Source organism: Actinophytocola sp. (assembly GCF_035712165.1).
Taxonomy (GTDB): domain Bacteria; phylum Actinomycetota; class Actinomycetes; order Mycobacteriales; family Pseudonocardiaceae; genus DASYTH01.
Window position 1 is genome coordinate 1 of the sequence record NZ_DASTBH010000074.1, and the last position, 19,062, is coordinate 19,062.

Annotated in this window: 15 protein-coding genes; 3 read left to right on the forward strand and 12 right to left on the reverse strand. The window is 69.8% G+C overall.

Translation table 11 applies throughout. The features are described 5' to 3' along the window. From VFO68_RS03410 to VFO68_RS03425, 4 genes are all read right to left on the reverse strand, one after another. Positions 1-1,131: beta-ketoacyl synthase N-terminal-like domain-containing protein (locus VFO68_RS03410; protein ID WP_325156664.1), on the reverse strand; the 1,131-nt coding region annotated here is incomplete at its 3' end. A 200-nt stretch (positions 1,132-1,331) separates the two neighbouring features. After that, positions 1,332-2,747 carry an acyl-CoA carboxylase subunit beta gene (locus VFO68_RS03415; RefSeq protein ID WP_325156650.1) on the reverse strand — a complete coding sequence of 472 codons (1,416 nt, stop codon included), beginning with the start codon at positions 2,745-2,747 and terminating at the stop codon, positions 1,332-1,334. A 31-nt stretch (positions 2,748-2,778) separates the two neighbouring features. After that, positions 2,779-4,350, reverse strand: coding sequence for a fatty acid--CoA ligase (locus VFO68_RS03420; RefSeq protein WP_325156651.1), 1,572 nt, complete (start codon positions 4,348-4,350; stop codon positions 2,779-2,781). Next, entirely contained in the window at positions 4,350-4,853 is a 504-nt protein-coding gene (locus VFO68_RS03425; RefSeq protein WP_325156652.1) for an FcoT family thioesterase, read from the reverse strand. Before VFO68_RS03425 ends, VFO68_RS03420 begins: the two co-directional genes overlap by 1 nt. Positions 4,854-5,320: 467 nt before the next feature. Here VFO68_RS03425 and VFO68_RS03430 point away from each other — a divergent pair, with 467 nt between their 5' ends. Beyond that, the gene (locus VFO68_RS03430; RefSeq protein WP_325156653.1) at positions 5,321-5,926 is read left to right on the forward strand and encodes a response regulator transcription factor; all 606 of its coding nucleotides are present in this window, start codon (positions 5,321-5,323) and stop codon (positions 5,924-5,926) included. A gap of 12 nt (positions 5,927-5,938) precedes the next feature. Here the strand turns inward: VFO68_RS03430 and VFO68_RS03435 are convergent, their stop codons facing one another. The 6 genes from VFO68_RS03435 to VFO68_RS03460 form a co-directional block, all read right to left on the reverse strand. Further along, entirely contained in the window at positions 5,939-6,682 is a 744-nt protein-coding gene (locus tag VFO68_RS03435; protein ID WP_325156654.1) for a hypothetical protein, read from the reverse strand. Positions 6,683-6,696: 14 nt separating this feature from the next. After that, entirely contained in the window at positions 6,697-7,680 is a 984-nt protein-coding gene (locus VFO68_RS03440; protein WP_325156655.1) for an AfsR/SARP family transcriptional regulator, read from the reverse strand. 274 nt (positions 7,681-7,954) lie between these two features. Next, positions 7,955-8,818, reverse strand: a complete 864-nt coding sequence (gene scoE / locus VFO68_RS03445; protein ID WP_325156656.1) for a (3R)-3-[(carboxymethyl)amino]fatty acid oxygenase/decarboxylase — start codon at positions 8,816-8,818, stop codon at positions 7,955-7,957. A gap of 193 nt (positions 8,819-9,011) precedes the next feature. Next, positions 9,012-11,366, reverse strand: a complete 2,355-nt coding sequence (locus VFO68_RS03450; RefSeq protein WP_325156657.1) for a sensor histidine kinase — start codon at positions 11,364-11,366, stop codon at positions 9,012-9,014. A gap of 114 nt (positions 11,367-11,480) precedes the next feature. Next, complete coding sequence (locus VFO68_RS03455) at positions 11,481-13,763, reverse strand: TOMM precursor leader peptide-binding protein (RefSeq protein WP_325156658.1); 2,283 nt, start codon at positions 13,761-13,763, stop codon at positions 11,481-11,483. Beyond that, positions 13,763-13,969, reverse strand: coding sequence for a hypothetical protein (locus VFO68_RS03460; RefSeq protein WP_325156659.1), 207 nt, complete (start codon positions 13,967-13,969; stop codon positions 13,763-13,765). The genes VFO68_RS03455 and VFO68_RS03460 overlap by 1 nt, the downstream gene beginning before the upstream one ends. A gap of 382 nt (positions 13,970-14,351) precedes the next feature. Between VFO68_RS03460 and VFO68_RS03465 the strand changes: the two genes are divergently transcribed. Further along, complete coding sequence (locus VFO68_RS03465) at positions 14,352-14,795, forward strand: hypothetical protein (RefSeq protein ID WP_325156660.1); 444 nt, start codon at positions 14,352-14,354, stop codon at positions 14,793-14,795. Positions 14,796-15,008: 213 nt separating this feature from the next. Further along, positions 15,009-15,614 carry a response regulator transcription factor gene (locus tag VFO68_RS03470; protein WP_325156661.1) on the forward strand — a complete coding sequence of 202 codons (606 nt, stop codon included), beginning with the start codon at positions 15,009-15,011 and terminating at the stop codon, positions 15,612-15,614. An 18-nt stretch (positions 15,615-15,632) separates the two neighbouring features. Here the strand turns inward: VFO68_RS03470 and VFO68_RS03475 are convergent, their stop codons facing one another. Continuing rightward, the gene (locus tag VFO68_RS03475; protein ID WP_325156662.1) at positions 15,633-16,787 is read right to left on the reverse strand and encodes a sensor histidine kinase; all 1,155 of its coding nucleotides are present in this window, start codon (positions 16,785-16,787) and stop codon (positions 15,633-15,635) included. Positions 16,788-16,997: 210 nt separating this feature from the next. Continuing rightward, positions 16,998-19,062, reverse strand: a 2,065-nt coding sequence (locus VFO68_RS03480; protein WP_325156663.1) for a LuxR C-terminal-related transcriptional regulator, incomplete at its 5' end; no start/stop codon positions are given.

Sequence of the window (19,062 nt, forward strand, 5' to 3'; positions counted from 1 at the left end):
CTTGATCGACCCCAACCACACCGGCCGGCCCTCCGGCCGGTCCTGGCCATACGTCGCCAAGATCGCCTGCGCCTCGATCGGGTCCCCCAACGTCGTCCCGGTACCGTGCGCCTCCACCACATCGACGTCCCCGGCCGACAAACCGGCATCCGCCAACGCCGCCCGAATCACCCGCTGCTGCGACGGCCCATTCGGCGCCGTCAACCCATTCGACGCACCATCCTGGTTCACCGCCGAACCCCGCACCACCGCCAACACCCGATGCCCCAACCGCCGCGCATCGGACAACCGCTCCAACACCAACACCCCGACACCCTCGGACCAACCCGCACCATCCGCCGCCGCCGCGAACGACTTGCACCGGCCGTCGCGCGCCAGGCCGCGCTGCCGGGAGAACTCGACGAACACCTCCGGCGTCGCCATCACCGTCACCCCGCCGGCCAGCGCCAGCGAGCACTCCCCGCGCCGAACGGCCTGTGCCGCCAGGTGCAGCGCCACCAGCGAGGACGAGCACGCCGTGTCGATCGACATCGTCGGACCCTCGAGCCCGAGCGCGTAGGCCACCCGGCCGGAGGCCACGCTGCCGGCGGTGCCGGTGCTCAGCAGGCCTTCCAACTCCTCCGGCGCGGCCGCCAGGCCGCTGGCGTAGTCGTGGTACATGACCCCGGCGAACACGCCGGACTGGCTGCCGCGCAAGGACTTCGGGTCGATCCCGGCGTGCTCCAGCGCCTCCCACGACACTTCGAGGAGCAGCCGCTGCTGCGGGTCCATCGCCAGCGCCTCACGCGGCGAGATCCCGAAGAACCCCGCGTCGAACCCGCCCGCGTCGGCCAGGAAACCGCCGTGCCGCACATAGGACTTGCCCGGCCGGTCGGGATCCGGATCGAACAATCCGTCGACGTCCCAACCCCGGTCATCCGGAAAACCACCAACGGCGTCCACACCGTCGGCCACCAGGCGCCACAAATCCTCCGGAGACCCGACTCCGCCCGGCAGCCGGCAGCCCATTCCCACAATGGCAACGGGTTCGCTCGCCTCGGACGAGAGCTGCTGGTTCAGCTGCCACAGCCGCTCGTTCTCCTTGAGCGACTCGCGTAACGCGGCAACGAGCTCCTCGGAGGAAGTAGCCATTGTGTTTCTCCGCTCTAGCAACATCAGCCGAAGATCGGTCGAGGAAAAGACGGAAATAGAATGTTCACGAAACGCTGCGCTCAACGGCACTGCCATCTACTGACAACATACGCCGGGGATAAGCGCCCGTGAATCAGGTCTTTTCATCGCCGGTCCACCGCGAAGTAACTGTGCGGACATGGACGCGGGGCGGCCCGCGGCTACAGCGGGATGTTGCCGTGCCGGCCGCGGCCGGCGACGCCGACCGGCGGGGCCGCCGCGAACGCGGAGATCAGCCGTTGCCTGGTGTCGGCCGGTTCGATCACCGCGTCGACCACGCCGAGCGCGATACCGCGGTCGAGACCGCCTGCGGTCCGCTGGTGCTCCGCCACGAGGCGGGCGAGCAGCGGCTCGCGCTCGTCCTCGCCGGCCGCGGCGAGTTGCTTGCGGTGCAGGACCCGGACGGCGGACTCCGCTCCCATCACCGCGACCTCGGCGTCCGGCCAGGCATACACCGCGGTGGCGCCCAGCGAGCGCGAGTTCATGGCGATGTAGGCGCCGCCGTAGGACTTCCTGGTGACCAGGGTGACCCGGGGCACGGTCGCCTCGGCGAAGGCGTAGAGCAGTTTGGCGCCGCGGCGCACGACCCCGCCCCATTCCTGGGCCACTCCGGGGAGATACCCGGGCACGTCCACCAGGACGAGCAGGGGAATGCCGAACCCGTCGCACATCCGCACGAACCGGGCCGCCTTCTCGGCGGCGAGCGAGTCGAGACAGCCGCCCTTGCGCAGCGGGTTGCTGGCCACCACCCCGACGGTTCCGCCGCCCAGCCGGCCGAGGCCGACGACCACGTTGGGCGCCCATCTCGGCTGCAGTTCGGTGAACGGCTCGCCGGGCGCGGCATCGAGGATCTGACCGATGAGCGGCCGCACGTCATAGGCCCGCCGCTGCGAGTCGGGCAGCAGCGCCAGCAGGTCCCGCGGCCCGCCGGCCTTGTCCGGTTGGAACGTTCCCGGCCGGCCGAGCAGCTCGACCAGGCGGCGGGCCGAGGCGAAGGCGCCGTCCTCCGACTCGGCCACCACGTGCGTCACACCGGATTTCCGGCCGTGGGCGTCGGTTCCACCGAGGCCCACCATGTCGATCTCCTCGCCGGTGACGCTGCGCACGACATCCGGCCCGGTGATGAAGATCCGCGCGTCCGGGGCCATGATCACGATGTCGGTGAGCGCCGGACCGTATGCCGCGCCGCCCGCCGCCGGACCGAGCACCACCGAGATCTGTGGCACCAGACCGGAAGCGCGCACCATCGCCGCGAAGATCTGGCCGATGCCGTGCATCGACTCGACCCCGCCGGCGAGCTTGGCCCCACCCGAGTGCCAGAGCCCGATCACCGGGCTGCTCTCGCTCGCGGCCAGGTCGATGGCGTCGGCGATGCGCACGCACTCCTCGATCCCGAGCGCGCCACCCTTGCGGGTCGCGTCGGTGCAGAAGGCGATCACCTTCTCCTCGCCGATCTTCCCGCGCACCACCGACGTCGCGACCTCGTCGCGGTCGTGCAACTCGGTCAGCGACTCCGGGTCGAGCAGGCGGGACAGGCGGGCCAACGGAACGCGCGGGTCGGGCTCGGTATTGCTCACTGTGGACCATCCTCGGTTGGGACCAGGCGCTTCAGCTGACGGCGCGCTCCTGGTCACGCCAGAACCGGTCGCGCAGTTCGCGCCGGAGGATCTTGCCGCTGGGGTTGCGCGGCACCACGTCGATGAACTCGTAGGCCAGCGGCGCCTTGAACGCGGCCAGCCGGTCCTGCAGGAACTCGGCCAGATCCCTGGCCTGTGGCCGCTTGCCGGCCACCGGCACGACGAAGGCGTGCACCGCCTCGCCGAAGCGCTCGTCCGGAACGCCCACGACCGCGGCCTCGGCCACATCGGGATGCTTGGTGATGGCGTTCTCGATCTCGGCCGGATACACGTTCTCGCCGGCGACGATGATCATGTCCTTGATCCGGTCCTGGATGAACAGGTAACCGTCCTCGTCCAGATAGCCGGCGTCACCGGTGTGCACCCATCCGTCGATCAGGGTCTTGGCCGTGGCCTGCGGGAGGTTCCAGTACTCCACCATGGCGGCGGGGGTGCGCACGCACACCTCACCGATCTCGCCCGGCGGTAGCTCGTTGCCGGAACCGTCCAGAATGGCCAGACCGAAGCCCGGGTACGCGCGGCCGGCGGCCCGCATCCGCCGGGTGCCGGGAACGTGGTCGGCCGGCGGCAGGCACAGCACCGTGTTGCCGGTCTCGGTGAGTCCGTAGATCTGGGCGAACTCGCAACCGAAACCCTCGATGCACTGGGCGAGCAACGACTCCGCGATGGGGGCGCCACCATAGATGATCTTGCGGAGGGTGCTGAAGTCGGTCGTGGTCACGCCGGGCTCGGCCAGCAGGAACCGCAACATCGCCGGCACCATGCAGGCGATGGTCACGCCGAGCTCCCGGATCAGCGCGACCGCCGCGGACGGGGTGAACTCGCGCATCGAGATGTTGGTCAGCCCGTTGGCGAAACCCTGCACCGCCCACCACAGGCCGCCGACGTGGAAGCCGGGCATGCCGATCAGGCTGCGGTCGCTCTCGTGGAAGTCGATCCAGTGCAGACCCTCGCTCGCCAGCGCCTCCGGCACCGCGAAGAAGCTGCGGTGGGCCAGCACCACACCCTTGGGCAGACCCGTGGTTCCGCTGGTGTACATCTGCACGATCGGGTCGTCCGGCCGGGCCCGGACGAGCAGTTCGGAGTCCGGGTACTGCGACACCCACTCGGTGAAGCCGGTGCCCGGCTCGTCCGGCCGGTCCAGCTGCACGACCCGCAGACCGGGCAGGTCCGGGGCGACCTTCTCGGCCACCGCGGCGGTCACCGAGTCGACGAAGAGCAGCGCGGTGCCGGAGTCGCGCAGGATGTGCTCGACCTCGCCCGCGGTGAGCCGCCAGTTGATCGGGACCAGCACCGTGCCGCTCTTGGCCGCGGCGAACAGCAGCTCGTAGTAGTGCTCGGATTCCTTGCCCAGATAGGCCAACCGGTCCCCCGGACGCAGGCCGGCGGCGAGGATGCCGTGCGCGGCCTGCTTGCTCACCCGGTGCAGGGCGGCATAGTCGACGCGCCGTCCCTCGCACAGGATCGCCGGGTGATCGGCCCTGGTGTTGGCCTTCACCCGGACGATGTCGGCCAGCGTGCGCAACGGGTTGGATCGGGTCATCAGGCTATCTCCTTCGTCGGAGCCATTCCGGGCGGGTTGAGCAGTGCCAGCAGGACCTCACCCTCCGCGCTGCCCTCCTGCTGGTCCCAGAAGCGGCACGTGGTCTCGGTCAGCAGCACCGGACGGCGCACCTCGCTCTCGGTGATGGCGGAGATCGAGACCTCGCCGCTGAAGGCGGCCGACTCGATCGGTGAGCGGAACAGGCTGCGGAACCTCGCGATGAGGATGTCCGGAAGCTGCCGCTCCCAGTAGTCGTCCAGGGTCCAGGCGGCCAGCGCGGGCACCACGCGCTCTTTGATCGACTTCGCCAGCAGGTAGTAGAACAGCTGGTTGTAACAGATGTTGAACTCGACCGCGTTGAAATGCCCGGTGTCGTCGATGTAGCACGAGGTGGGGATGGTGAACTCGCCCCGGCCGACGGTCAGTCCATTCTGGACCGATACGGTCGCGGACTTCAGGTACCGACTGTGGTCCTTGTACGGCCGCAGGACGTCCGTCCGCAATTGTGGATCATCGGGAAACAGTGTCGGCAGCACCATCACATTGGTGCGCCGCCCCCCGAACTCTACCGACTCGGCCATCGTCCACGCCTCCAAACCGGGCCCGTCCACCGAGGACATCGCGCATGTATGCCCAACAGGCCCGCGTACTGTGAATCGTAGGCCCCGGCAGGTAATCGACCGGTAATCACCGAGACGCCGTGAATGCCCGGCCGACGCGGGAGGGGAGCTTCGCGACGGCGGCCGGGCCACGTACCTCAAACCCTAGCCCGTCGGCCGCGCACAAATGACGTGCAGTCATCACGCTCGTTTCGGTGAAACCACACGCGCCGCAATGGGCTCAGCACTAGCCCTGTAACTCGCCGCGGCGCAGGATTAACCTTGAGCGATTGACTGCCCGAAGCTGAGTGCGGCCGGGCAACATCTGGAGGAGTTCCGATGTTCACCTGGCGAGTATCCGGGAGGATCGCATGATTCGGGTACTCGTCGCCGACGCCAATGAGCTCATCCGGAATGCCATCGCGGGTCGGCTGGACATCGAGGACGATATCGAGGTGACCGGCCGGGCTGCCGACGGCCGGGCCGCGGTCGAGGTGGCGATGGCCCGACATCCCGACGTCGCCGTGGTCGATCTCGCCATGCCCGAACTGGACGGTCTGGCGTTCCTCGCCGAACTGGCCAGGACGCTGCCGTCCTGCGCGGTCGTGATTCTCGCGGCGCGCGGCGGCCCCGGCTACCTCAAGCGCGCGCTGGCCGCCGGCGCCAAGGGATTCCTCCCGAAGGACGGCCCCGGCGCGAAGCTGGCCGATGTGATCAGGAGGGTGCACGCCGGCGGCCGGTATGTCGACCCGACGCTGGCCGCGGACGCGCTGACCGCTCCGGACTGCCCGTTCACCCCCCGCCAGCTCGAGGTGTTGCGGCTGGCCGAGCACGACACCCCGGTCGCCGTCATCGCCAACCGCACCAACCTCTCCGTCGGCACCGTCCGCAAGTACCTCGCCGCGGCCGTCCGCAAGCTCGGCGTCAAGAACCGGGCGGAGGCGTGCCGCACGGCGCGGGAGAACGGTTGGCTCTGAACGGAAGTCTCGTCACCAGCTCATCAGGAGGAGAGCGCCGCCGGCGCCGATCACCGTGCCGCCGATCGCCAGCGACCTGGTCAACCCGAACGCCCGCGCCGAGGGGCGAAGCCCGAACGCCTCGGCCCGCAACCAGTTCGCGGCGACTCCCACCAGCGTGATACCGACCTGGCACGCGGCGAACCCGGTGACGGCGACCAGCACCGTCCACTGCGGCTCGCCCGGTGCGGCCCGGACGATGAGCACCATCGGCAGCCAGAAGCGGGCCAGCAACAGCGCGGGCCACCCGCCCGCACCCCGCATACCGAGGTACAGCGTGATGGCGAGCAACGCCAGGATGTCCCAGTGACCCGTGGCCGCCGACAGGGCGAGGGCCAGTCCGGCCAGCACCGCACCGGTGGTCCCGATCTGCCGGCGAACGGCACGCGGGCCGAGTTCGTGCACCGCGTCGGAAAGCGCGTTCGCCGGCTGGATGTCGCGGTCGGCCAGGGCGACCGCCATGCTGACGACGTGCGTGCAGCACAGGGCCGCGAGCATGGCCAGCACAATGGCGGCGTTCCACGGCACTGCGCCGGACCGCACGGACAACAGCGCCGCGACCGCGTATCCGGCCACCTCGACCGGGAGGTACTCGATGCGCCGGATCCGCATCGAGTAGACCAGGCGCTCGCGCGGGGTGGGCCGGGGGCCGATCGGACCGGGAACGTCGGGGTGCACGACCCGGCGGATCCGAACCCGGTGCTCGCTCGTCGTCATGTCATCTCCTCAGTTCAGGCCGCACGCCTGCCAACCGCGGCGCCGAGCCGGTCGAGCAGCATCTCTGAAGTGAGCCCACGGTCGTCGAGCAGCGCGTCGTTGCGCAGCACCGCCAGATGCAGGGACTGGATCCGCATCGACGGCTCCATCCCGAGCTCCTGGGAAACCCGCCGGTGGAAGCGCCGGAACACGTCCAGGGCCGCCGAGGTCCGGCCGGACCGGTACAGCGCGATCATGAACATCACGTGGGCGGGCTCGTGCAGCGGATGCTCCACGACGACCGACGCGAGCTCGCTGATCAGCTCCCGGTGCAGGCCGAGGCACAGGTCCGCCTCGATCCGCATCATCTGCGCGTAGAACCTGCGTTCCTCCAACCGCGCCGCGTGCGCGCGGAGCTGCATGCCCCACTGGATGTCCGGAATGGCCGGACCGCGCCACAGTGCCAGTGCCCGGCGCAGGTTGCGCGCGGCCCTGTCGTAGGCGCCCGCGTGCAACTCGGCGCTGCCGGCGACGACCAGCCGCTCGAACTCCTCGATGTCCGACTGGCCGTCGGCGACCAGCAGGGTGTAGCCCCCGGAGTGGGTCAGCAGCAGCTCGTTGTTCACGTACTCCGTGGTGGCCCCCAGCACGTCACGGAACAGCTTGCGCAGCTTGAAGACGTAGGTCTGCACGGTCGCGTGCGAGGTACGGGGCGGCTCGTGCTCCCAGAGCTCCCGGACCAGCGCCGAGGCGGTGACCGATCTGTTCGCGTTGAACAGCAGGGTCGCCACCATCGCACGCAGCTTCGGTGCGCTCGGGGCGAACTCGATGTCGCCGTACTTGATGGCCAGTGCGCCGAGGAGTTCGAAGCGCAGGCCCGGCATCGACTCCGGGCCCTGGGGCCGAGTCCGCTCGGGCGTGGCCGGCGGGGTCAGCTGGGCGTCCTTGATGAGCAACGCGAGGAGGTGGCGCTTCTCCTCCGGCGACATCAAGCCCAGCTCGCTTAATTGCAGAGTCATTGTCGGGCCTCGCTATCACGCCTAGCAAAATTTGTCTGGTTCTATAGCTCCCACCACGCTATTCCTCCGCGCGATCCGCCGAAAGGTGTGCGCCTCACGAGGACCCATGAGGAATCCTGGTCAAAACCGGCTTTCGCAAGCAGTGTGACATGCGATTTGTCGGTATGCCCAGGTCGCCGGGTAATGACCGGGTAAGCGCCGGGTCAGCCCGCTCTCGTTCGCGCGTACGGAAAGCGGGGCCGCGTGCGACGCGGTCCCGCTTCTCGTGCAGTCGCTAGTGGTTTCCGTCGTCGTAGACGGTGACCCGGTAGGACACCGCCGGTTCGGGCGTCGCGGTGTGCAGGGCCCGGTGGATCATGCTCCGGTTGTCCCACACCAGCATGTCGCCCTTGTCGAAGGTCTGCAGGTGGATGTTGTCGTGCTGGAAGGTCTGGTCGAGTTGGCCGGTGGCTTCGAGCAGGGCCCGCAGCAGGTCCGGCCGCGCGATGCCGTCGGCGTCCTGAACGGACAGGGTGAAGCCTTCGCTGATGTAGAGCAGGGTCTCGCCGGTGACCGGATGCGTCACGGTCGTGGGACTGGTCACCGGCGGGGTCTTCGCGTCGACCTCGTCGATGATCTCCGAGATCGGCCGGTAGACGTCGGTCGGCCGGATCTTGAAGTAGCGCCGGACACTGTGCGTGGCCGTCGTCTCCTTGACCGCGAGCTTGAGCTCCTCGCTCAGGGCCTCGTAGGCGGTGGCCAGGTTGATGAAGTAGGTGCCGCGGTTCTTCGACGGCACCACCTGGGGGTAGATCAGCGTGATGTCGAACGGCCGCGGCATGAACTGGTAGTCCGAGTGCCAGAACTTGCCGGTCTTCGGCACGCCGACCTGCTTGCCGTTCTCCTTCACGTTGGAGGAGACGAACACCTCCTTGACCTCGGGGTGGTGGTATCCGGGCTCGTAGTACGGCTCCACGGTGCCTAACCGCTCACCGAGCGCGACGAACTGCCGCGGGTCCAGCTCCTGGTTCTTCAGGACGGCGATCTTGTTCACGTAGACGGCCGCCCTCAGGGCCTCGATGTCGGCAGCGGACGCGGTCGGGGCGTCGAATCCCTCGATGACCACGCCGAACTTTCCCTCTTGCGGGGTGATCTTCATCTTGAATGCCTTTCACGGAAAAGAAGTTTGGCCATGCTCACAGGTTCTCACAAATCGCCCAGGTGGCCATGAACCGTAAATTCCCGAGGTGACCTGCGACAATGGGTTCGCCATTACCGAACGGCTACCGGCCGGTTGCCGGCCAGTTCGCGGGGCGTAACCAAGTTCGTGCGATCATTTCCGCGAGCGCGAACTACGGCACCTCTGTGGACACCGCCCGGACCCGGGCGCGCAGCGCGAACCGGTCGCGTTCCTCGAACCCGGCGGTCAGCGTCCCGCCGAACGCGGCGACCCGTTCGGACAGGTTGCGAATTCCGCTGGCCCGGTCGTCGCTCTCCGGCGGCCGGGTGACGCCGTCGTTGACGACGTTCAACTCGACCTCGTCGCCCGCCCGGCGGATGGTGATCTCACAGTGCTCGCCCTTGCTGTGCCGCAACACGTTGGTCACGCCCTCGCGGAGCACGGTGGCCAGCACGGTGCCGACCTCGGCGGGCAGGTCGCCGTAGTCGGTGTCCATCCGCACGTCCAGGCCGGCGGCGGACAGCAGCGAGTCGGCGGTGCGGCACTCCTCGTCCAGCGACAGTTCGGGCGCTCCGCCGGCCACCGAGCGGACGTCGGCCAAGGCGTGCCGGCAGATCGCCAGCACGTCGGTGAGTTCGGTGCGGGCCCGCGCCGGGTCCGGCAGCACGAACCGGTGGGCCAACTCGCATTTCAGGGTGATCGCCGAAAGGCTCAACCCGAGCAGGTCGTGCAGGTCCCGGGCGAACCGCAGCCGGGTCTGGGCCACCGCGACCTCGGCCAGGTCGCGCCGGGCGGCCCGCAACTGGCGCACCGAGCGCGCCATCCAGGTCAGTCCGTAGACGATCAGTCCGTTGCTGACGGTGAGCACGACGTTGAAGCCGATGTCGCGGGGGTCGATGGCGCCGAACGCGACCTGGGTCCAGGCCACCGTGGCCACCACCGCGGCGAACACGGTCCATCCGGCGACCGGCCGCAGCACCAGCAACGCGCTGCCGGCGAGGAAACCGGGCAGCCCGGTCCAGGCCTGTTGGAACTGCAGCATCGGCAGGAACACCAGCAGGCCATGCAGGACCAGCATCAGGTACGCCGCGGGCGGGCGCGGCCGCTCGCCCGGCCGGCTGAAGTAGGCCAGTTGCAGCACCAGTGAGCCGAGCAGGTATCCGGTGCCCAGTGCGATCTGGCCGGCCTGCGCGGTCACCGACAGCAGGCGCAGCACCGCCTGGAGGAAGAGTCCGAAGAAGACCGCGACGACGAGCCCGCCGGCCAGCCGGGTCGCGATGGCCGGGACGGACGCCCGGGCCTCGACGGTGTCCCCCTCGGCCGGATCTCCTTCGACGGTGTCGCCCGGACGGTCCGGCACGGACGGCGCGGCCATCGGGATGGCCACGTGCAGTCGGAACCGGCCGTCGGGATCCACCCCGGCGGTCAGTTCGCCCGCCATCTTGGACACCGTCGCGGCAAGGCTTTCGAACCGGGCCTTCGCCGGCGTCGGTTCGACCCCGTCGTCGACGACGTCGAGCCGGACCGCGTCGTCCCGTTGCCCCAGGATGATCTCGCACCGGTGGACCCCGCTGTGCCGCAACACGTTGGCCACACCCTCGCGCAGGACGGCGGACACGGTGTTCCGCACGTGCACCGGCAGCCGGCGGTGGTCGAGCTCGATGCGCAGGTCCACATTGGACTCGGCGAGCATCGAGGCGAGGTTCTTGGTCTGCTGCTCGAGGGAGACCTCGCGGTACACGCGGGCGATCGAGCGGACGTCGACCAGCGCCTGCTGACCGAGCACCAGGATCTCCGCGAGCTCCTGCCCGGTCCGCTCCGGGTTGCGGCGCAGCAGCCGCAGCGCGAGCTCACCCTTTGGCACGATCGCCGACAACTTCAGGCCGAGCACGTTGTGCAGTTCCCGGGTGAACCGCAACCGCTGGTGCGCGACCGCCGTCTTGGCCAGCTCGTCGCGCGCCTCGTGCAGCGCGGTGACCAGCCGGGCCAGCCGGGTCAGGCCGTAGACGAACAGGCCGGCCGTGGCGGCGTTCACCGCGACGTACACGACGCCGAGGGGGGTGTCGTCGATGGCCGCCTGCACGACCGCCGTGCCCGCGACGATGGCGGCGAAGGCGGGCCAGGCCAGCGGCAACGGGAGCACCAACAGCACGCTGCCGGCGAGGAACGCGGGCAGGCTCACCCAGGACTGTCCGAACTCGGCCAGCGGCAGGTAGACCAGGCCGGCCTGGACCGCGAGCATGGCATACGCCGTGGGCCCGTGCAGGTTCGTGCTGGACCGGCCGAAGTAGAACAGTTGCAGGCTGAACAGCGCGGTCAGGTAGCCGGCGGCCAGCGCGATCTCGGCCGCCGGCTTGCCCGAGTCCCGAACGAAAAGCAGTGCCACCACGGCGAAGCCGGCGAACACCACCGCGACGATCACCTTGGCCAGCGTGGGCGCGAGCAGCGCGTCCCGGTCGTCGGAGTCGTCGTCGGCCGTGCGGCCGGGAATCGAGGTCAGGTCCTGCCGGTTGCCGGCCAAGGACATCGTCGGCTCCCTCGGTCCCCGTTCCCGCGGCCGAACCCGGCGCCTCGGCGGATCGGCCGCACTGTCCTGTGTGCAGGGAATCATGCCACAGTTGGTGATCATGTGGGGGTGCCGTCAGAGAAACAGCGGTACCGGGTTCAGGCCCGCATAGGGTGTGGCCTCGGCCAGCCGGCCGAGCCGGACCGGCACGTCGTAGAGCCGGCCGGGACCCAGCCGGGACCAGAAGTGCCGCATTCCGGGCACCAGCACCTTGACGACCGGAAGTTCGATGTCCGGCCGGGTCTGGTCGAGCACCAGCAGTTCCATGCCCAGCGACTCCACTTTTGCCTGCAGGGCCGTGAGATCGTCGAGCAGGTCGGCCCGCTGCACGTACCGGTAGTCGCGCGGACCCAGCGCGGGCTCGTCCGGGTCGGGCACCAGATAGGACGCGGTGGCCAGGCTCGCGTGCTGCCACCAGTCCGCCATGTCCGGATCGTCGCACTGGTACCGGCCGTCCGATCTGGCCGCCAGCAGAACCGGCATCAACTGGTTCAGCTCGGTCAGCGCCCGCCGCAGCGCGAGACGGGGATCGAGGTGTGCCCCGAAGCCGAGCATGATCTCCTCGGGCTCCTGGTCCGTGCGGCTCGACAGCGCCGCCATCACCGGAACGCCGAAGTCGGAGGTCAGGTCCAGGACCCAGACCTGCCGGCCCAGCCCGGCATACACCTCACGCAGCTCGTCGATCCACGGGTCGCCGAACGCGTCGAGGTCGACCCCCGGCGCCCGGGTCCGGTTGTACCACCACAGCGCCACGGCATCCCGCTCGATCAGCTCCAGCAGTCCCTGCAGCACGGCGTCCTCGAGACTGCTGCCGGCCGCGCTGCCGTTGGAGTCGGCGTGCAGGTAGTGCGGTCCCGGCTCGTCGGGCGCGCCGTAGTAGAGCAGGCTCGTCGGCAGCAACCGGTGCCGGCGCTGGCTGAGCGACCAGACCGGCGTCCAGTCCATGACGGCGTCCTCGTCGAACGGCTCGCAGACGTACTGGAACGGGCCGTGCGTCGCGTTCCACCGCGACCGGTCACGATACTGCCGATCGTCGTACAACATGGACGAGTTGGGGTGGATCGCCCACTCGCCCAGCGAGCGCAGGCTGCCCCGGACCCGCTCCTCGTCGCCCTGGAAGCTGCCACAGTGCCGCTCGATCGCCTCGCACAGCGCGCTGGCCTGGGCGTGCACCGCGTTGACCCCCTTGCCGCCGTTCTCCATGCGCATCGTGGCGCGAAGGGAGTTCACGTCTCGGGCCCGGGCCGCCACGTTCGGCCCGGAGCGGAACGAGTTGAAGAACTCCGGGCCGTGGTCGTGCCGCTGAATCTCTTTCACCACACCGGTCACCGGGCTGATCAGATGCCGGTACCTGGCCAGCACCTGGTCCGCGGTCAGCGAGCGGTGCCCGGCGCTGTAGGACGCCTTGCGCCGGGAGCCGAGCACGACCGGCCGGCGAGCCTGCATCCGCACCAGCGCCGGGTTGCCGCAGGCGACGCACTGCGGGTAGGGACGCAGTTCGTGTGGCTCGGCGCGCAGTTCCAGGCTGTCGAAGGTCCACACGCAACGCTGGCTGGAATGGCGGTAGCCGGACAGCCACTTGGTCGCCTCCAGCGCGATCATGTTCAGCGCCATGGCCCGCAGCGCGGGGATGGTCGCGGCCGGCCGCGGCGCCGGGCCGTGCCGGCCGAGTTCGCTCTGCGCCACCGCTTCCGCGTTGCGGTGCGCCCACAGGCGCACCGCAAGGCAGTTCCAGCAGCCCGGTTCGGACGGTTGGAACACCGGCCCCAGCCACACCTTGGCGCCGACCGGCTTGGCCAGCAGCCAGGTCCGGCCGACCGCCCGGTGCACGGCATCGATCTCGGCCAGTTCGGGGTTGAGGTAGTCGTCGCAGAGCACCACCGACAGTGCGGCCGCGGGTTCCGGATCGGGTCCGGCGACCACGGTCAACCCGGCCGCCCGCACGGCGGCCAGCGCGGAGTCCAGGTCGACGTCGCCCACGGCGAGCACCCGCAGCGCCTGCCCGGTGGTGGCCGCGACGGCGGCCGTCGAGTCGATCCCGCTCGCCTCCCAGTAGGCGAGCGTGCCTTCGTCGACCGGGTTCGCCGACTCCGGCCGCAGGGCGACCAGACCCGCCTCGGCGAGCAACTTGATCAGGCCGGCGACCTGCTCGGGTGCCATGCCCGCGGGCATGGCACCGAGCAGCGTGTCGATGTCGCGGGTACCGTCCAGCAGCGCCGCCAGGGCCTCGACATTGGAACCCTTCAGCACCGTGACCCCATGTTCGGAAAACAGGTACAGCCCCTCACCGGCCGACACCTCGGCACGAAGGTGCCGTTTGAAGCCGACCAGTGGCGATGCCAAGGCCTCGGCGGTCATCACGCGGCTCGCTTGAGCGCGCCTTCGGTTGCCAACCAACGGCTGCAGGTGCACAGCGCCACCGCACCCCGCGGGTTGGTCCACTGGTCGAACCGGTCGATCGCCACCTCGACCTTGTTGTCGCACCGTTCGTCATCGAACCCGCGCCCGGCTAACAACCGGATCACCGTCACGGAATGCACATCCTGGCTCATGGTCGTCGACATGATGGGCTCCCTAGCTAAACCTGTCGATCGAACTGCTGACCAGGAAATACTGCGCTCGGGAAAGCGGTTACAGCCAGTGCCGGTGTCACCGGAAACCATGTGTTCGTCACGAACCGGGTGGGAGCGGCGCATCCCGGTGCCATGACCCGGTCACGATCGGGCGAGCGGCACGCCGGCGCCGGTTCCCACACCCGGCGGGCGCGTGCGGATCACATCAGTGGATCATGGAATTCCCACGGCGACGCATGACGGAAGACCGGCGGTCTTGCGCGGCCGCGCCACTAGCCTCGATCCTGAACCGTTCCGTCTGACCGTTCCGATCCTCGTGCCCGCGCCGGGCGCCCTGCACACGTTCCGCCGACCACGATTGGAGTTGAGTGTCGTGACGGACATCCGCACCGAGGTTTCCCCGCCGCCGAAGACGTCCAACGGCCGCTTCATCCGCCACTTCCTCGAGATGGTCGTGGCGATGACCATCGGGATGGTGGCGTTGGCGCCGCTGTGGGACCTGATCTTCGACGCGCTCGGCTGGTCGGACCTGTTCGACCGCCCCGACCTGTCCGCGTTGGTGATGGCCACCAACATGACCATCGGCATGACGCTGTGGATGCGGTACCGCGGCCATGGCTGGGCGGCCATCGCCGAGATGGCGGCCGCGATGTACGTCCCGTTCGTCGTCCTGTTCATCCCGTTCTGGGCGGGACTGATCAACGGGGACACGCTGTTCATCGCCGGGCACGTGCTGATGCTGCTGTGCATGGTGGGCGTCATGCTGCGCCGCCGCGCCGAGTACTCCATGGACCATCGCCGCGCCAAGGCCGGCTGACCGACCCGCACCGCCGACCCTGGCGCCGTGTCACGGCGCCAGGGTCGGCTCATGTCCGGGCTACTTCCCGGTCGGCCGCCGCATTTGGGCCGAACGCCGCTTTTCGTGATCATCCAACTGGACCAATCGCGCCCCAGGACAGTCGGCGGTGATAGAGGATGTCGACATCATCGACTCCTGGATCAGGTGCGGGCGCTGGGGAGGAGAGGCGACATGATCAAGGTCATGCTTGCCGAGGACATGCACATGGTGCGTGGCGCCCTGGTGGCGCTGCTCAACCTCGAGCCGGACATCGAGGTCGTGGCCGAGGTGTCCTCCGGGATGGACGTCCTGGCGACCGCGACCAAACACCGCCCGCACGTCGCGGTCATCGACATCGACATGCCGGGCAAGGACGGGTTGACGGCCGCGGCCGAGTTGCACGACCGGTTGCCGGGCATCCGGACGCTGATCCTCACCGGGATCGACCGGCCGGGGACGCTGCGCCGCGCCCTGGCGGCGAAGGTCAGCGGGTTCGTCCTGAAGGGCGCGCCGCCGGCCGAGCTGGCCGACGCGATCCGCCAGGTGGCGGCCGGGCACCGGGTGGTGGACAGCAACCTCGCCCTGGTGGCGCTGGACACCGCCGAGTGCCCGCTGACCGACCGGGAGATCCAGGTGCTGCGGCTGACCGCCGAGGGCCTGGAGGTCGCGGAAATCGCCGCTGAGGTCTTCCTGTCGCCCGGAACCGTGCGCAACTACCTGACCATGATCATCAACAAGCTCAACGCGAAGAATCGGGTCGACGCCATTCGAATCGCCAATGCCGCGGGCTGGCTGTGACCGAACCAACTGCCCGGTTTATTGGTCGACCGGAACGTCGGCTCGCAGCCGGAAGTTGTGCTCGCCGATCCGCCCGGCGGTGACCCCGCCGCCGAGTTCGGCCGCCCGGGCCGCCAGGTTCTGCAGTCCCCCGCCACCCACCACGTCCGTGGTGGCCGAAAATGGCGGGACCCCGTCGTTGACGATCTCGATCGACGCCGTGCCGCCGGCCTGCGTCAGGGTGATCTCGCACCGCTCGGCCTTGCTGTGCCGCAGGATGTTCGTCACGCCCTCGCGCAACACCGTGGCCAGCACCGTGCTCACCGGCGCGGACAGCTGCTGCCCGGACGCCGACATCCGCACCTCGATGCCGGCCGTGGCCAGGACCCACCTGGCCGACCGGCACTCATCGTCCAGCGAAAGCTCGCGATAATTGCTGGAGACCGTGCGAACATCGGCGAGCGCCTGCCGAGAAATAGTCAGGATGTCCGCGATCTCCGCGCAGGCCTGATCGGGATTCTTCAGCACCAGACGATGCGCCAGCTCACTTTTGAGGACAATGGCGGAAATGCTGTAGCCGAGCAGGTCGTGCAAATCTCTGGCAAACCTCAGTCGCTCCCGCATCGCCACGATCTGCGCGATTTCAGTTCGAGCGTTGTGCAGTTCCTCGACCAGTTGGGCGAGCCGGGAGATGCCGTAGACAACCAGGCCGATAACCGCCGTCGAAATGCAGACGTAGGCCACGTCCACCGCGTCCGAATCGAACCGGCCGGAGTTGAGCGACTGGAGCAGGCCCATGCTCGCCAGCACGGCCAGCACGCCCGGCCAGGATGCCACCGGCGGCAGCGCCAGGAGCAGCGATCCGGCCAGGAAACCTGGCAGGACCGGCCACGGGTCGGCCAGGATGATCATGGGCAGGTAGACCAGGCCGACCAGCGCCGTCAACGCCAGGTAACCGTACGGTGACCGTAGGCGGTCGGACAGGCGGCTGAACCAGAAAAGCGCCAACAGCAACACGGCGGCGACCGAGACCAGCGAGATCACGGCGGAAACCAGGTTCGAGACGTGTTCATCAAGAATGCGAACGAAAGCGATGGCCGCGAGCCCGATGAAGATGCCGGCGACTACGGCTCTGGCCAATCGGGCCGGCGGGAGCGGTAATCTTATCGCGCTGTCCAGACGCTCAGCGGTCACACAGGTACCCCCACGAAGGTTCACAGACGGGACGCGAGCCGACGCCCACGAAACAGTTCTCGGGAGAAGTTCTACGCGTTGATTCCTAGCTGGTCGCAGTCTAACCGCAACCGCGCAGGCTTTGATCGTTGATCTTGCTCTAAGTTGTGCCGATCATCCGATCGGCGCGCCGGTTCGGCCGTCCGGACCACCGGCCGAACCGGTCACCGGTCAGTCGAAGAACCTTCCCAGTTCCATGCGGGAGCGCACCCCGAGGCGCGTGAAGATGTTTCGCAGATGGTGTTCGACCGTGCGCTGGCTCAGGAACAGGCGAGCGGCGACCTCGCGGTTGGTGGCGCCCTCGACGACTATGCGGGCTATCTGGTGCTGCTGCGGGGTCAGCTCGGTGGTGCGGCCGGTCCGGGCGCTGGTCGCCGGTTCGCCCGCCGCGCGTAGCTCGGCCCGCGCCCGGCCGGCCCAGTGGTCGGCCTCGTGGCGCTCGAAGTGGCCGATCGCGTCCCGCAGCAGCTCGCGCGCCCGCCGCGGTTTCCGGTTGCGGCGCAGCCGGTTGGCGTAGAACAGCTCGGTCTTGGCCAGCTCCATCGTCGTGCCGCTGGCCCGGTGCAGGCGGATCGCCTCGGTGAAATGCTCGTCGGCCTCCGGCCCGCCGCAGATCAGCGCGTGGCAGCGGTGCGCCACGGCGAGCCGCGACGACGTGCCCATGCTCCGCGCCCACTGCTCGTAGCCACGCAACGCCGAGTCCGCTGTGGATGGTTCGCCGCAGCGCACGGCCGCCTCCACGATGTCCGGGGTCGCCAGGGCCCGCACCCCCGCGTGCACGCCGCCGGCCATGGTGGACCGCATACGCCGCAACGCGTCCGCCGGCCGGTCCCGGACCAGGTCCACACACGTGAACGCCCACGCGCCGAGCGTGCCCGACCGGCCGAGACCGTGGTGGCGCACCTGCTCGGCGGCGGCGTCGATCCGGTGCACCGCCGTGTCGGTGTCGCCGCGCACCGCCGCGAGCAGCGCGAGGAGCATGAGGTGGTCGGCAACGGCGTTGTGCTGCCCGGCCGCGGTCGCGGCGTGCACGCCTTCGAACGCCGCGGTGAGCACGACCTCGTGCTGGTCGGCCATCAGTCCGGACAGCGCCCGGTAGGTCAGGGCCCAGGGCACCAGCGTGGTCTCGCCGCTCTCCCGCGCCGCGGTGACCGCCCGGTCGGTCAGCTCGTGCGCCTTGGCCGCGTCGCCGAGCACGTAGGCGGCGTGCCCGCCCCAGATCTTGGACTTCGCGTCCGGCAGGTCGTCGGCGAGCGCGACGACGGAGCGCAACGCCGGCAGCGCCTCGGCGTGCCGTCCGGCGAAGCTGGCGGCGGTGCCGATCAGGTGCTCCAGGGTCAGGCGCGACTCGGGCGGCTCGTGGCACCGGCGCCACTGCGCCGCGGTGCCGGCGATCTCGCTGTGCAGCACGTGATCCCCCGCGATGGCCGCGGCCTCGCCGGCGAACCCCAGTGCCGTCACGGCGAGCGTGCGGTCGTGGCCGAGCAGCTCGCCGGCCGCGCGGGCGAGCCGGCGGGCGGCCACGTCCGGCCGGCCGGCGCCGACCTCGATGCCGCCTTCCACGAGGTCGGCCATGGCGCGCACCTCGACGCGGTCGGACAGGGTCAGGACCTCGCGCACAGTGGTCCGGGCCCGGTGCGGCAGGCCGTTGTGCCAGTGGTCGAACGCGGCGGTGAGCAGGCGGCAGGCGCGCAGGTCCGGCGCGGTCGTCAGCACGGCGGCGCGGCCATGGTCGCGGGCGGCGGCGGCGAAGTCACCCCGGCGCCGCGCCCCGACCGCGGCCTGCGAGAGCCGGTCGGCGTGCGCGTCGCGCGGGCCGGGCAGCAGCGCCGCTTCGTGCCAGGTGCGCCGGGGGCCGTCGGGCAGGGTCTCGGCGAGCGTCACGTGCGCGGCATAGCGCGCGGTGACGGGGAGTTCGGCGCGCAGCGTCGCCCGCACCAGCGGCCGCGGGTCCATCAGCGGCGCGGCCTCCTCCACCGCGGCGATGTCCAGACCCGGCGTCCGCGCCAGAGTGTCCACGTCCACCTCGTCGTCCACCAGGGCCATGGCCAGCGCCTGCCGGGCGGACGGCGACAGGGCGTCGAACCGGGCCCGCAGCCACGCGCGCAGGGAGCCGCCGTGCGGCAACGCCTCCGGCGGCGGCGCCGCGCCGCCGAGCTGCGCGCTGGTCAGCGAGGCGGCCAACTCCACCAGGGCCAACGGGTTGCCGCTGGCCGTGCGGGCCACGTCGTCGGCC

Excerpts from the sequence above, each read along its gene's own strand:
- VFO68_RS03420 (WP_325156651.1), bottom strand. The coding sequence starts at position 4,350 with ATGACCCGATCCAACCCGTTGCGCACGCTGGCCGACATCGTCCGGGTG.
- VFO68_RS03430 (WP_325156653.1), top strand. The coding sequence starts at position 5,321 with ATGATTCGGGTACTCGTCGCCGACGCCAATGAGCTCATCCGGAATGCC.
- VFO68_RS03435 (WP_325156654.1), bottom strand. The coding sequence starts at position 6,682 with ATGACGACGAGCGAGCACCGGGTTCGGATCCGCCGGGTCGTGCACCCC.
- VFO68_RS03440 (WP_325156655.1), bottom strand. The coding sequence starts at position 7,680 with ATGACTCTGCAATTAAGCGAGCTGGGCTTGATGTCGCCGGAGGAGAAG.
- scoE (WP_325156656.1), bottom strand. The coding sequence starts at position 8,818 with ATGAAGATCACCCCGCAAGAGGGAAAGTTCGGCGTGGTCATCGAGGGA.
- VFO68_RS03450 (WP_325156657.1), bottom strand. The coding sequence starts at position 11,366 with ATGTCCTTGGCCGGCAACCGGCAGGACCTGACCTCGATTCCCGGCCGC.
- VFO68_RS03455 (WP_325156658.1), bottom strand. The coding sequence starts at position 13,763 with ATGACCGCCGAGGCCTTGGCATCGCCACTGGTCGGCTTCAAACGGCAC.
- VFO68_RS03460 (WP_325156659.1), bottom strand. The coding sequence starts at position 13,969 with ATGTCGACGACCATGAGCCAGGATGTGCATTCCGTGACGGTGATCCGG.
- VFO68_RS03470 (WP_325156661.1), top strand. The coding sequence starts at position 15,009 with ATGATCAAGGTCATGCTTGCCGAGGACATGCACATGGTGCGTGGCGCC.